The sequence below is a fragment of the Pseudoalteromonas sp. Cn5-37 genome, assembly GCF_021532495.1.
GTDB lineage: Bacteria > Pseudomonadota > Gammaproteobacteria > Enterobacterales > Alteromonadaceae > Pseudoalteromonas > Pseudoalteromonas simplex.
On sequence record NZ_JAKGBA010000009.1, the window covers coordinates 1 to 14,725 of the forward strand.

General features: G+C 41.4%; 7 protein-coding genes. 5 read left to right on the forward strand and 2 right to left on the reverse strand.

Annotated elements, in window-relative coordinates; all coding sequences use genetic code 11:
* From L1266_RS12215 to L1266_RS12235, 5 genes are all read left to right on the forward strand, one after another.
* Positions 1 to 449, forward strand: a 449-nt coding sequence (locus L1266_RS12215; RefSeq protein WP_328260312.1) for an EF-Tu/IF-2/RF-3 family GTPase, incomplete at its 5' end; no start/stop codon positions are given.
* Positions 450 to 871: 422 nt separating this feature from the next.
* A complete protein-coding gene (locus L1266_RS12220) occupies positions 872 to 4,861 on the forward strand; it encodes a hybrid sensor histidine kinase/response regulator transcription factor (protein WP_235377616.1) in 3,990 nt (1,329 codons plus the stop codon).
* 290 nt (positions 4,862 to 5,151) lie between these two features.
* Complete coding sequence (locus L1266_RS12225) at positions 5,152 to 8,649, forward strand: PKD domain-containing protein (protein ID WP_235377617.1); 3,498 nt, start codon at positions 5,152 to 5,154, stop codon at positions 8,647 to 8,649.
* Between the two features lie 426 nt (positions 8,650 to 9,075).
* A complete protein-coding gene (locus L1266_RS12230; protein ID WP_138618064.1) occupies positions 9,076 to 9,690 on the forward strand; it encodes a trimeric intracellular cation channel family protein in 615 nt (204 codons plus the stop codon).
* 39 nt (positions 9,691 to 9,729) lie between these two features.
* Complete coding sequence (locus L1266_RS12235) at positions 9,730 to 11,241, forward strand: YifB family Mg chelatase-like AAA ATPase (RefSeq protein WP_235377618.1); 1,512 nt, start codon at positions 9,730 to 9,732, stop codon at positions 11,239 to 11,241.
* Positions 11,242 to 11,248: 7 nt separating this feature from the next.
* Here the strand turns inward: L1266_RS12235 and L1266_RS12240 are convergent, their stop codons facing one another.
* Both L1266_RS12240 and L1266_RS12245 read right to left on the reverse strand, forming a co-directional pair.
* A complete protein-coding gene (locus tag L1266_RS12240; RefSeq protein ID WP_138618059.1) occupies positions 11,249 to 11,953 on the reverse strand; it encodes a response regulator transcription factor in 705 nt (234 codons plus the stop codon).
* Between the two features lie 165 nt (positions 11,954 to 12,118).
* The gene (locus tag L1266_RS12245; protein WP_235377619.1) at positions 12,119 to 14,614 is read right to left on the reverse strand and encodes an alpha/beta hydrolase family protein; all 2,496 of its coding nucleotides are present in this window, start codon (positions 14,612 to 14,614) and stop codon (positions 12,119 to 12,121) included.
* Positions 14,615 to 14,725 lie beyond the last annotated feature (111 nt).

Consider the following 14,725-nt stretch of genomic DNA (forward strand, 5'->3'; position numbering starts at 1 on the left):
TAGGTATCAAAGAAACTACGAAGACAACTTGTACAGGTGTTGAGATGTTCCGTAAGCTTCTAGACGAAGGTCGTGCGGGTGAGAACATCGGTGCACTTCTACGTGGTACTAAGCGTGAAGACGTTGAGCGTGGTCAAGTACTAGCTAAGCCTGGTTCAATCACTCCACACACGAAGTTCACTTCAGAAGTATACGTACTTTCTAAAGATGAAGGTGGTCGTCACACTCCATTCTTCAAAGGTTACCGTCCACAGTTCTACTTCCGTACAACTGACGTAACAGGTGACGTACAGTTACCAGACGGCGTTGAAATGGTAATGCCTGGTGACAACATCAAGATGACTGTAGAACTAATCTGCCCAATCGCGATGGACGAAGGTTTACGCTTCGCTATCCGTGAAGGTGGCCGTACAGTTGGTGCTGGTGTTGTTGCAACTATCGTTGAGTAATCAACTATAGTGATGCATTAAGCATTAAGAAAAACCCGAGCTTAGTCTCGGGTTTTTTTATGGGTGAAAAAAGCTATCAGCTGTCAGCTTTCAGACGTCAGATTAGAACGGTGGAGTTGTTTTGTGCGGTGTCTCACTCAGCATTCGGCCTGTTCATTCTTCGGGTAGGTTGGTTTGAGCGTAGCGAAACCCAACACAATCCATGTAAACCTTTTCTTTGGTAAACCCAAACCATCATAAAACACTCCCAAGGTTATGCTTGACCTATAACCTAGAGCCTTTACCCTCGCTAACTCGCATCTAAATCCAACCCCTTGATATCTATCTTGGTTATTCATCCCTAAATTGGGAAATGATTATGAATGTTAGCTGAACTGAACTACGCTTGATTAATAACTAATAATAAATGTGTAGATTTAGGGATGATCCGTTTTTTTATAGCGCTGTTAGCAGTTCTGTTTTTACCTTCAGCTTGGTCTGCATTTCATAATTACGATATTGAGGATGGATTATCGCAAAGTGTTGTGTTCGATATTGTGCAAGATCAGCAAGGTTTTATGTGGTTTTCGACGCAGGCAGGTTTAAACCGTTATGATGGCAATAAGTTTACCGTATTCACAGCCTCTGATGAGACAAATAGCCTAGCAAATAACTATATCTATCCATTGGCACTTGATAGCGAATCACAGCTGTTTATAGGTACGCGAAATAGTGGTGTAAACCAACTTGCATTACATAATTATCAATTTTCTGAGCCACTCTTAAAAGAGCGTCGCATCACCAGTTTATTGGTAGCGCAACAGCACGTTTATATTGGTACATACGACGGCAGCCTGTTTCGTTACGATAAGCGAACACAGCAACTTGAAAGGCTAATAACAGACTTAAAAAAGCCTATTTATGCGCTATCAAAAATTGCCGACATCCTTTGGATTGGTACCCATGGAGCTGGGTTACTTCATTATGATCTTATTAATAAACAACAAATTAATACTATTTTTTCTGGCTTTGCTGAGCCAATAGATATTCATGCCAGTATCTTTGCTATCAAACAGGCAGCTGATGGCAGTATTTGGTTGGCAAGTCAGGGTGGTGGCTTATACAAGATTGAGTTAAGCACTAAAACAATGACGCAGTGGCTTACCTCTAATGATGGCGGTGTTGGGCTTAGCAGTAATGAAATTCGTGATATTGAGTTTGATAGCCAAGGCCAAGTTTGGCTGGCAACGCGAGGTGGCGGGATTAATGTTTACGATCCAATTAATGCAAGCTTCACCGTTTTAGCACATGACCCATTTGATAAATATAGTCTTGCTCATAACCGGGTTTATAGTATCTACCGAGACAGTAGCGACATTATGTGGTTCGGTACTGCAAATGGGATCAGTAAGCTCGACCCAGCATCATTGCAATTTAGTAAGTTAAAAAAGCCAGCGCCACTTTCAAGTAACGATGCGTGGGCGCTATTTGAAGACTCAAAGCAACGTATTTGGTATGGCAGCTGGGGTGGCGGTATCGATATTCTTGAGCAGCAATTAAATCGTTTAGAGCGCATAACCACCGAAAGTTCACCGTATTCAATTAGTAGCAATGCAATTAAAGCCATTGCCGAAGATCGTAATGGCGATATATGGATTGGCAGTTGGCAGCAAGGGATTGATGTTTTGCATACCGATGGCAGCATCAGTCACTTTCGAGCAGGTGAAGGCGAGCATGGCTTAACTGAGAACAGTATATATGCTCTTTTAGTCGATGAGAAAAATAATGTCTGGGTTGGCACGAATGGTGGAGGGCTGTTTTGTTTTGATAGACAGCGTGGCAAATTTATTAGTTTTGCACAGCCTGTAGCGAATACACAACTTATAATTCCGACTGCGCGGGTGACGAGTTTATATAAAAGCTCGCAAGAAGAGCTGTGGATAGGCACAGATGGTGATGGGGCTTATCATTACAATGCTGCAACCGATACCCTCACTAATTATCGCAAAGGCGACTTGGCTTTATCTGATAATACAGTGCGTGCGTTTTTAGAAATTGACCAGCAAATGTGGCTCGCAACGTCGAACGGCTTAAATATTATTGATTTGAGCAACCAGCAAGTTCATCAGCTTAATGTCGCTCAAGGCCTTCCTAATCAAGTCGTTTATGCATTGTTAAAAGACAATGAAGATTGGGTTTGGCTCAGTACCAACAACGGCCTCGCTAAAATAGATCCTGCAACCATGAGCATTAAAAACTATAAAGCTCGCCATGGCTTACAAGGTAATGAATTTAATGCCGGTGCTTATTTAAAAACCCGTGATGGCCGCTTGATGTTTGGTGGCACACAGGGGGTGAGTGTCATTAATCCTGCTGACCTTGAAGTTAATACTATTGGCGGGCAATTGGCACTTACTAGTTTGCAATTTGATGATGAGGATGTGGTAAACGAAGGAGTCAGTCGTTTAGGCAGTTTATACCAAATAGAAAAAAGCCGTTCAGTGACTATTCCTGCGGGCATCAAACGGGTTCACTTTCAGATTAGTTACCTACACTACTCTGAGCCACAGACTAACCTGTACTCTTATCAGTTAGCGGGCTTTGAACAGCAATGGCGTAAAGCTACAGGGCCTTTTTTATCTGTTGATTATACTAACCTTCCTGCTGGTAAATATCAGTTGAAAGTTAATGCTAGTAGTGAAAGCGGGGCAAATGTGCTCACTCCATTACTGTTAAACATAACCGTTCTTGCTCCTTGGTGGCAAACTAGTGAGTTTTATCTGTTAGCGGCTATGCTGATTTTGGCGATGGTCTGGCTATTCACAGTGCTTTGGACTCGCCGGATACGCAAACAAAAATATTATCTGGAGCAAATTGTTAGTGAGCGTACCGACGAAATCGCAGAGCAAAAAACGCTCATCGAACAGCAAGCTGAAGCTCTGAGTGATTCACTCGAAAATAAAGTACGCTTCTTCACGCATGCATCTCATGAATTACGTACTCCTTTGAGTTTGTTGATTGCGCCGTTGCAAAAGCTAATAGCTGATGAGCGAATTACTGAAAAGCGTGAGCAGCTGAATTTGGTATTGCGAAATAGCCGGCGTTTAGAAAATTTGGTTGATAAGCTATTAACGCTGACTCGTTATGATGAGCGCCATGAAGAGATTATAAAAGTTGTGTCACTATCGGCAATTGCCAGAGAGGTCGCAGGGCAGTTTGCTGTGTTAGGTGAAAAGTCTATCGACTTTAAGGTCGATATTGAAGAAGCCGTATTTATCGAAAGCACCCGAGAAGGGGTGATCACGATTCTTACCAACCTTTTAAGCAATGCATTTAAATATACTCAGCAAGGTCAAGTCAGCTTAACTGTAAGCGTATCAGGTGAGCTTGCCAACATAGAAGTAACAGACACAGGTAAAGGTATCGCAGACGCTGAAAAAGGCAAAGTATTTGATACTTTCTACAGAGTGAGTAGTCATGCAAATGTAGAAGGTAGTGGCGTTGGCCTAGCCATCGTTAAGCGTTTGGTTGATAAGTACAAAGGCACGCTTGTGCTGGCAAGTCGCTTAGGGGAAGGAACTAGTTTTAAACTTTCATTTCAAGCAACGCAATTTGCAGCTCAAGCTTCTGCTGCAAGTATCAGTTCAAAATCAAATGAAGTGCAGAATAAAGCCAGTGTATTAATTATTGAAGACAACGATGAGTTACGCCATTACCTTAAATCTGAGTTACAACACCGCTACCAAGTTTTATTAGCGCAAGATGGCCAAGTTGGATTGCAAATAGCTTTGAGCCAAGTGCCAGATTTAATCATCACTGATTTAATGATGCCTAAAGTTGATGGCTTTACTGTGTTAGATTCATTACATAACTCGCCCGTTACATGCCATATCCCAGTAATTATTTTGACCGCAAAGGGCGATTATGAAACTCGAGTGAGTAGTTTGCAGCAACACGCGCTAGATGTGATCACTAAACCATTCGATAGAGAAGAGCTATTTTTAAAAATTGAGAACTGGCTAGGCTGGGTAGCTCAATATGCACAACAATCGAAATCTGAAAAGTCGCCACATAAAGCTCAGCAAAGAACGGCCTTTTCACTCGACCCGAGAGACAAAAAGCTGCTTGAAAAGTTAGCTGAATATGTTGCTGAGCATTTTCATCAGCAGGGCTTTTCTATGCTTGAATGTGCGAAGCACTTAGCATTGAGTGAGCGTCAATTCCAAAGAAAGTTAAAAGTATTGTTAAATATCACACCAAGTGAATATCTTCGCGAATATAGATTGCAAAGAGCTGCTGAGTTGTTACAGCAGGGTCGCCAAGTAAGTCTAGTTATAGATGATGTTGGTTTTTCTTCACGTTCGTATTTTTCTAAGTTTTTCAAAGAAAAATATGGTGTGACGGCAAAAGAATATCAATGTCAAAAACTTTAACCTACTGTTTTTTAATTACATGTCGTATTTGAGTACATTTTTGTCGGCATTCAGTACACACAATTTGAATAACTCATCTACCATAAAACCTTAATGAAAAATGAACGGGAAAACATGCTTCGAGGTACTCAAATTGACGGGCAAACATAAAGTCTAATTTATGGTTAAAAGAGTGATCGAGCGCTGACCTTGTTCATACGTTTATTAAGATTTGCTTCCTTTGAGATTGGCAACTGCTCGGCAGTTGCCTCTTTTTAGTGAGCTATACCGCAATCAATGTAAGGATTAACATGATGAGCCCTCCAAATTTCAGGTCTATGAATTTTATAAAACAATTACTTTTCGCAGCCAGTATTATTAGCTTAACAGCTTGTGGTGGGAATAATAGCAATAACGAAGATGATACCCCTCCCGTTGCTGAAGAGAATAAAAGTCCAACAGTATCAATTAACAGTGACACAGAGTTATTAGAGGGAGAGGAGCTAGTTTTACAGGCGACAGCGACTGATAGTGACGGAAGTATTAGTCAATATGCTTGGACACAAGTATCTGGTCCTACCCTTGATCTTTCTGGTAGCGATACAAGCACCTTAACAATTACAGCACCTGCAGTTGAAGAAGATGCAGATATTGTTCTTGCTTTGACTGTAACAGATGATGACGATGCAACTGCAAGTGCAGAAGTTAATATAGCTCTGAAGCGCAAGGCACTAAAAATAACATTTGAAGGCATTGTAACTGATGAGCCAATTGTTAATTCTAGTGTTGTAGCTCACATTGGTGATGAACAGTTTGAAGTAACCGCGGATGCCCTGGGTCGTTTTAGCGTAGATATTGAAGTGGATGACTCTGATGCAAATGAATTAGTGAAGCTAGTCGCATATGGTAATAATTCAATCAATCCCGGTGTAGAGTTTGTCTCACAGCTAAAATCAATTTCAACTTTGCTGGCGCAAGCAGGAGCTGATGGAAAGCTTAGTAAAGAGGATAATTTTGGCGTTAATGTAACTAATGTTACTACCGCAGAGTTTGCATTATTGACTCGTGATGGTGCTGATATCAACTCCGAAGAAGCACTCGATGATGCATTGTTAGCTGTTGATGCGGATGAGAAGTTACTTTTAGCATCATTAATTAAAATTATTGTTGATAACGAAAACTATGAACTTCCTGAAGGCGTCGAATCAACCTTAGACCTTGTATCAAATTCTGAGGATATTGATAACTTTGTTAATACCGTAGAGAGCCAAGAACCGGGTCTAATTGAATCGACAAAAGAAGAAATTAAAGAAGATGATGAACTTGTAGATCAGACCGTTACTAGTATTGTGGGTGAGTATATTTTAATGCAGCCGCAATACTATAGAGCATCAACTGCGCAGTTAGAGTTTAAGGCTGATGGAACTGGCTATGCTAGTTTGATTGATGTCGATACAAGCTTTAATTGGTCTCAGCAAGAGCAGGATATTACAATTAATTTAGCTGAGCCTGTACTTATAAACTGCTCATTTAGCAATGATGAAAATGATCAGCAGCAGGAGGTATGTGAGTATTTAGTTGAGTTAGATCTAATTATTCTCTTGGAAAATGATGCTAATAGAACTGTAGAGTTTTCTCGCAAAACTGAAACTCGTTTCAGTAACAGCGGTGAAGTGTATAACAGCTCTGAATCTAATTATAACGCCACCCTTATTGAACAACGACAAACACTTGCAGTGACAGCAGATGAGCTTATTGGTACTTGGGTTATTGATAATTTGAGCGAGTTTGGTGGGTATAGTAGTGCTGTAAGTATTGAGCTACTTTCTGGTGGAACTGGGACGCTCACTGATAACGATAAAACGCCTGTAAGTGTTACTTGGCAAGTCGATGAGAATCAACTGCTTATAAGTAATAGCGCAGAAAGTATCAATTATGACATCGCAATTTGGTTAGTTAAAAATGTACAAGTTGGTTATCAATTTGCTGCATCACTCGAAGCTAAAACAGATGATAGCTCGCGAACAGTTACTGGTTTAATGGTGAAAGATAACCAGCTTTCATTTACTGAAGCAGATCTACTTGGTAAATGGACTGTGTACCAAGGTTATAACTCACCACAAACAGACCTTCATTACGACGTTTATGACGATGGTTTAATGAATTTTAATTTGAATCAAAACTTTCGTTCTTGGCAAGTAAGTAGTGATGGAGAATTCTTACGTTATAACTATTTTACAAGTAATGGCATTCAGCCAATCTGCCCTGAAGATGATGTTTGCCAAGTATATAGTGAGTTTTCTCAACGTCTGCTAGCAACCAGTAACGGGCAAAACTTTACTTACCGTAAGTATCGCTTTTTTAATTATGACGGAACCGAACGCCCAGAGGATTACTCATCACATCTTCGTAACTTCTCAGTTTCTAATGAATATGGCGTATCTAAATTTGCTCCCTACTGGTTAGAAGAAAACGCTAGCTATGATGAAAATGGTTATCCGATAAACGTTGGTTTTATTGAGCTTTATTCGCCAAGGGAACGTGGTGTTGAAACTATTAAAGTTGAGACAATCTATAACGATGAATTAGATGAATATAAACGTAGAATTAGCTTTTCATATCTTGGAGTTTTAACTGAATATGACTACAGCTTAGCCTCCGGCAAATTGATGTTTAATACATCGCAAGCAGAGGTTAGTGACTTTGATAGGTATTTCTTAACGGTTTGTGTTTATGCGCAGTCAGCGAGTTGTACTGAAGGTGATAAGCAAGCTTGGTTCTTTGATAAAGCGATGGCGGAAGCGCAGGTTGATATTGATCGCCCTGCAACAGAGCACCCGTTAGATGGCGCCTGGCAACTTGCCGATGAACCTGATGTTGCAGTGGTTTTACGTGATGGGAAGTGGATTCAGATTCAAGCAATGGCAGATGAAGGCGTTGATGATGCTCATCCGGGATTTGAGTTAGGCGATTTTACTTGGAATGAGAGTACAGGTGAGTTTGCTGTTGAACTAAGCGAAGATACCAATGGAAGTTTTGGGATTGACGATGCTGGCAGCATTATAGCGTCTGTCTCTGCAGATACACTTACTCTTGAAATTGAAGGGGAAGGTGATGTTGTACTAACACGTATTTATAGTCTGGGAAATCCACTAGTAGGTGCTTATTTCGATGGTTCGCTTGATGGTGACTTCTTTATGGGCATATTTAAAGAAGACGGTACTTTCTTAGAGCTTGCTCATGACACTGAAAATGATGAGCTGGGTATATCTGGAGGCTACTATAATTATGACATTGAGAATCAAAAAGTGTTTGTCGATTTCTATGAAAAAACATACGGTAGCCCAATAGAAGAAGCTGACCCGCACTTTATTGTCAAAGCACAAGGCAACTTTTTACAATTTAAAGATGGCGATGACTTCGGTGTAATGCAAAGAATTACGCGAGTTATTGAGCAAGATTCTTTTACCGAAGTCGACTTAATTGGTACACATATTTTCACCTATATGGCCGAGAGTGGTGGTGTTGAAACATCAAATGTTGTCATTGCTGAAGATGGCAGCGCTTCATTCGAATTAGATGGTGAAGTTCGTAGTGCGTCTTGGGAGCTGCATTTAGGATCTTTAATGATGTTTAGTGAGGCTACCGAGAGTCAGAATTATGGTTATGGCGTGTTAATGACTCCTATCACAACCGTTGATGGAGGATTTAGCGTTGAAACTTTAGGTTTTGAAGTACCAGAAAGCTATAACGACGATGATGACCCTGCATTACATACATTTTTGTCAGGCAGCTTAATTAAGCAGTAATTTATACCCAAACCACCTCAAGATGCAGAATTTAGCGTTTCACAGGTGCTTAAAATCAAGGCGTTACTTTGTAAGAATGGCAGTCCCTTTTAAGAAGTAACAACGATGAGAGTAAGTGCCTGCGAAGCGCCCAAAGGGTTGGTTTAAAAGCGATTTATACTGCGTTATTGATTTTAACAATAGAACCACTATTACTTGCAATCAATGCCTTGCCTAAATCGCTTTTAATTCCAACTGAAACTCGCACCTTGAAATGGTTTGGGTATATAAAGCCCAGCACTGTATGAAGTACTGGGCTGTTTTTTAGGATTGATAGTCGTAGTAAATCAAAATACACACCAGCTAACCTACTTAGATCTAATCTTCGCTTAAAAGATTGAAAAGTTTATGTTACAACGGCACTAACATTACTTTTTAGTTACAAACATGACTGAACTTTACCATTGGTTTGATTTAATCGGCGTAGCCGTGTTTGCTGTTTCTGGAACGCTATTAGCGTACGACAAAAAAATGGATGGCTTTGGGGTTGTTGTGTTAGCCACAGTCACTGCTATTGGCGGTGGAACTGTGCGCGACGTTATTTTAGATGTGCCCGTATTTTGGTTACATGATCAAAGCTATTTCTGGGCTATATTACTTTCTGTATTTGTTACCACTCGTTTAATCAATAAACAGCGTTCGATTTCACTTAATGCATTGCAAGTGGCAGATGCTTTTGGTTTAGCATTTTTTGCGGTGATGGGGGCGCAAAAAGCCATGCTTGCCGGTGTGCCTGATACCACCGCGATTATTATGGGTGTGATCACAGGGTGTTTTGGTGGCGTTATCCGTGATGTGTTGGCTGGAAATATGCCGATGCTCTTAAAAGGTGAGCTTTATGCTATTACTTGCATCGCAGGTGGGATTGTTTACACATTAAGTATCTCACTGGGTTTAGTGACCGAAATGGCCATGGTGTTGGCTATGCTTATGACCTTATCACTGCGTTTAGCTGCAATGAAATGGCACCTTACATTACACGTTTTTAAATATCCCGACTAAGATTAGTATTAAGAATGAATGATAGGGACATCATGGATCGTGTCTTTAGCTAGAATATTTTCTCGTGCACAAGTAGGTGTGCAAGCTCCTGAAGTGATTGTAGAAGTACACTTAGGCAACGGCTTACCTGCTTTTCATATCGTTGGCTTGCCAGAAGCGTCAGTCAAAGAGTCAAAAGATAGAGTGCGTAGCGCACTCGAAAACTCACAGTTTGGCTTTCCTGACCAACGAATAACCGTCAACCTTGCGCCTGCTGATTTACCTAAAGAGGGTGGCCGTTTTGACTTGGCTATTGCAGTGGGTATCTTGGTCGCCTCTGGGCAAATAAACTGCCCCGATATTCATCGTTATGAGTTCTACGGAGAACTGGCTTTAAATGGTGAGGTAAGAGGGGTGAATGCTATTTTGCCTTCGGTGTTAGGAGCGAAAGAGCAGGGTCGCTGTTGTTTCTTACCCGCCGAAAACGATAATCTTGCAAGCCTTGTTTCGGGCGTTTCTCGAAAGGCCGTTTACTCTTTACAAGATGTTTGGAATGACTTATTAAACCAGCAACCCCTGCCACTTAATATTTGTTATCCAGAGCAACAGCCGCAGCGTGACTCGCTACTCGATTTAAGTGATGTGAAAGGTCAACCTGGGGCTAAACGAGTGCTCGAAATTGCTGCGGCTGGTGGTCATAATTTACTATTTCTTGGCCCTCCAGGTACTGGCAAGTCAATGCTTGCTCAGCGTATGCCTACGATTATGCCAACCATGTCAGATGATGAAGCAATAAGCACTGCCGCATTATATTCGATAATTGGTCAGTCGGTTGATTTATCTAATTGGCGTGAACGCCCCTTCAGAAATCCACATCATACTTGCTCTGCTGTTGCCCTTGTTGGTGGTTCCTCAAATCCTAAACCGGGTGAAATCTCTCTCGCTCATAATGGCGTTCTGTTTTTAGATGAGTTACCCGAATTTGAAAGAAAAGTGCTCGACTCATTGCGTGAACCAATGGAAACAGGTGTGGTGACCATATCGCGTGCGGCACGACAAATGGAGTTCCCGTCACAGTTTCAGTTAATTGCTGCGTTAAACCCTAGCCCCACAGGAAGCCATACCGATAAGCGTGCAACGCCAGATCAAGTATTGCGGTATTTATCTCGAGTATCTGGACCATTTATCGATAGGATTGATTTACAAATTGAGCTGCCGAGACTCACCAGTAGCCAATTACAGAGCACGCAAGTAGAAGAAAGCAGTGAACAAGTAAGAGCCAGAGTTGAAAGAGCTTATGCAATTCAACTCAACCGGCAAGGCAAAGTGAATGCGCGCTTGAATAATAAAGAAATGAGCATTCATTGTGAGTTGGCAGCTGCTGAGCTGCAGTTTTTAGCAAAAGCCAGCGAAAAACTGGCGTTATCACCACGCTCATATCATCGTGTTATTAAAGTGGCGCGTACCATTAGCGACTTGAAAGCACAGCCAGCAATTACCTTAAATGAATTAAAAGAGGCGTTGAATTATCGTGCGTTTGAACGGCTAATAAGCCAATTAACGCAGTTTTAGTGAGCTTTTAAATTGATAGCATGTAGCCTTTACCGCGAACGGTTACGATACGCTTTTGGTCTTTTTCATCGCTGAGTTTTTTACGTAAGCGGCCAATAAGTACATCAACGGTACGATCGCTTGGGCTCCAGTCAGGCTGACCAATTTCTTCGGAAATTTTTTCACGTGATGTCGCTTTACCCGCATTTGCAATAAGGCAAATAAGTACCTTGTGTTCTGCTTCAGTAAGACGAGACTCTTCACCATTAGGGGTGACTAATGTGCGGTTATCAGGGTGCAGTTTAAAGTCGGCATATTCAATAAACTCTTCGCTCTCATCATCTTGCTGAGAGCCTTTTATGCGTTTAAACAGGGCGCGCATTCTTAGTTCAAGTTCAAGTAAGTCAACTGGTTTGCAAATGTAGTCATCGGCACCTTGTGCAAGACCTGCAATACGGTCAGCTTGCGAGTCACGACTAGACAGCACAATAACGCCAATGTCTGTTAGTGCATTAAGCTCTTTGGCAAGCAAAAGCCCATCGCGTTTTGGTAACACAATGTCGATAACGGCTAAAGAGATTGCTTTTTTTGATGAAGCACGCGATTGTACAATGCCTAATGCATCTGCACCCGTTGAATCTACCTCAATATTAAACTCAGTTTCATTAAAATGATTAAGAATGCGTTTAACGAGTAGTTCGTCGTCTTCAACCAATAAAACTTGAATAGTCATTCGCTTTAATTTCACACTTGATTTGTTGTAATGTTAGCACTGTATGGCAAAGGCTGAGAAGAGTCATGATAAGGTTTATAACTATTTCTTACAATTTAATGGCTTAGCGATAGTTGCAAAGGATGAAAGCTGAGCACTCGCACAGTGCTCAGCCAAGTGATTAAACTACTTTTCAGGATAAAGGTGTTGCCACCATTGTGGCTGATCTTTTAAGTTTTTATCGAAATAAGCCAACATGGTATTCCACCAGTCGAAGCGTTTATCACGAGCAAAAATTTGGTGATCTGCACCTTTGTACTCAATCAGGTCAACATCTTTACCTAATAACTTTAATGCCGTGTACATATTGTGACTTTCACCAACCGGTACGTTGGTATCCGAATCACCATGAAGGAGTAATAACGGCGTTGTTACTTTGTCAGCATGAAAAACCGGGCTGTGTTGGCTGTAAAGTGTAGGATTGTTCCACGGGAAGCTATTTTTAGATGCTTCAGCTGAGTATAAGTAACCCCACCAACCTTGGCCCCAATACGAGGTGATGTTTGAAATCCCTGCATGGGCAATCGATGCACTGAACATATCCGTTTTAGTTGCGAGTAGCATGGTCATAAAGCCACCGTAAGAGGCACCTAAATTACCCACACGTTTGCTATCTACAAAGTTATATTTATCTAAAAAGGCTTTTGTGCCGTCGATGATATCGTTGGCGGTGTATTCACCCCATGCGTTGACGTGTTTAGCCGAGAACTCTTGGCCAAAGCCTGTTGCGCCCGTAGGTTGTACAACGTAAACAACATAGCCATGCTCAGCCCATAAGTTAAACGGGTAACGGCCTGTAAAACCACGAGTTACTGGTGAAGTGCCACCATAATAATAAACCAGTGCAGGGTATTGTTTATTGCTATCTAAATCATGGGGTAAATAAACGCGGCCCTTAATTTCAATGCCATCTTTATTAGTAAAGTTAAACTCTTCCAGTGAGGCTACTTGCGTATTTTTATAGCCAATTGGCTTAGAGTCCCACACTACTTTAGCACGACCTTTACCTAAGCTTAGTTGTTTTAACTGCTGAGGTGTTGACGCTGTGGTGCCGGTAACCAAAATGCGCGGGGTGCGTTCGTGTGAGTAGCTAACTTGCTCAACAACATCAAAACCCGTATTCACTTTATTAAAACGCTTTTTGCTTAAGTCGAATTGATAAAGTTGTACGGTATCTTGCTCGGTCACTTTAATAAGCGCATCACCGTTTTTAAGTACGTTTAACTGGCCGATAGCCGGGTTAAACTCTTTACTTAACGCTCTTGCCTTTTTACCGTCACGGCTGAGTAAATAAAGTTGACCGTCATAGTTATTAGCAAGCATTCCTTCAGGAAGATTACGACCTAAGCCATTATTAAAATCTGGTCCGGCAGTGACATAAATTCCGTCGTCAGTATATTTGGCCTGATTAAATGTATTGTATTGACCAAGTACCGTAAGAGCCGATGTAGCTAGGTTTAGCTCAACAAGCTCTGTTGCAGGCTGTGGTGATAGCTGCATTGCTTGTGCTGAGCGGCTCATTAAAACGTGGCCGCTTTTAGCGTCAAAATCTTCAAGTGAATGGCTAAGTGGGCCTTGGCTTAAGATTTTGCTAAGACCTGTTGGTATATCGAGTAAATATACTTGCGACGTGGTACGAGCATACGACCAACGGTCTTGCAGGCCTTGGTAATGCTTAGTGAGCTTGCCATTGTCTGTTGGAGACTTTGACCAACTAAAAATTAAGCTGTTGTTATCAAAAAACTGAAAGCCACTTGCACCCGCGAGGTTTTTAGCAATGACGCTAAGTTGCATGGTTTTTAGGTTTAAACGCTTAAGCTCGCCATTTAATAAATACACTAAGCTTTTGCTATCTGGGCTCCAAGTAATGTTACTCGGTTGGGCTGACTCAAAGCGATAAAGTGTATTGTTTTTTGCGTCTTTAAGCTCAGTAACATATTGCGCTTGATTAGCGGTTGCATCTTCGTAATGACGTTGGCTAGTTATGAAGTAATCGCCATTTGGTGCCATTGAAATATAACTAACCGTTGGCGCATCGAATAATTGCTTAGCTGACAAACCGTGTTGTTGTTTAGCACTAAATTGCACAGCATCTAGTTCAGACTTAGCTGTAAAGTCCAGCTCAACCTCATTCCAATTGGCTACTTGCTCTGTGATGATAACAAACAGATGATCGCCTTGGCTTAAAGCTAGCTCATAGCTTTTATTTTTTTCTGTTTGCTTTTCACCATCAATAAATAGCTGCGCGTTTTCAATGCCTTTAAGTGTTAATGAGCCTTGGCTAAAACGTTCAGTTGAGGCGGTAAATTTGAGTGCCTGTAAACCACCAAGTGTTAGCGCACTCACTTTATCGAATGATTGCCAGTCAAGTTCATTACCAAAAACACGCATGCTATCGCTGCTGTTTTGCAAGCTTGGTAATAGGTTAGCAATAATGGCATCGCGATGATCCGTTTGATATGGCTTAAGTTGCATATCTTCGCCAAGAGGGCCAATAAATTGCACCGCTGATTTATCAATGGCAGCGGCCATCGCAGTACTGCTTAACGCACATAACGCTAATGCACTAAATGTTGTTTTTAGCTTGGCTGATTGGCTTAGCCAAGTAGTAGAAAGTGTCATAGTTTCGCCTGTTGAAGGTAATTTAAACCAATATAGCACGCTGCAAATTAGCCAAAAAGTGCTCTGCGTTAGATTGCAGTCGGGTTTGAGCTTGTGGTTTTCAATTGCTAT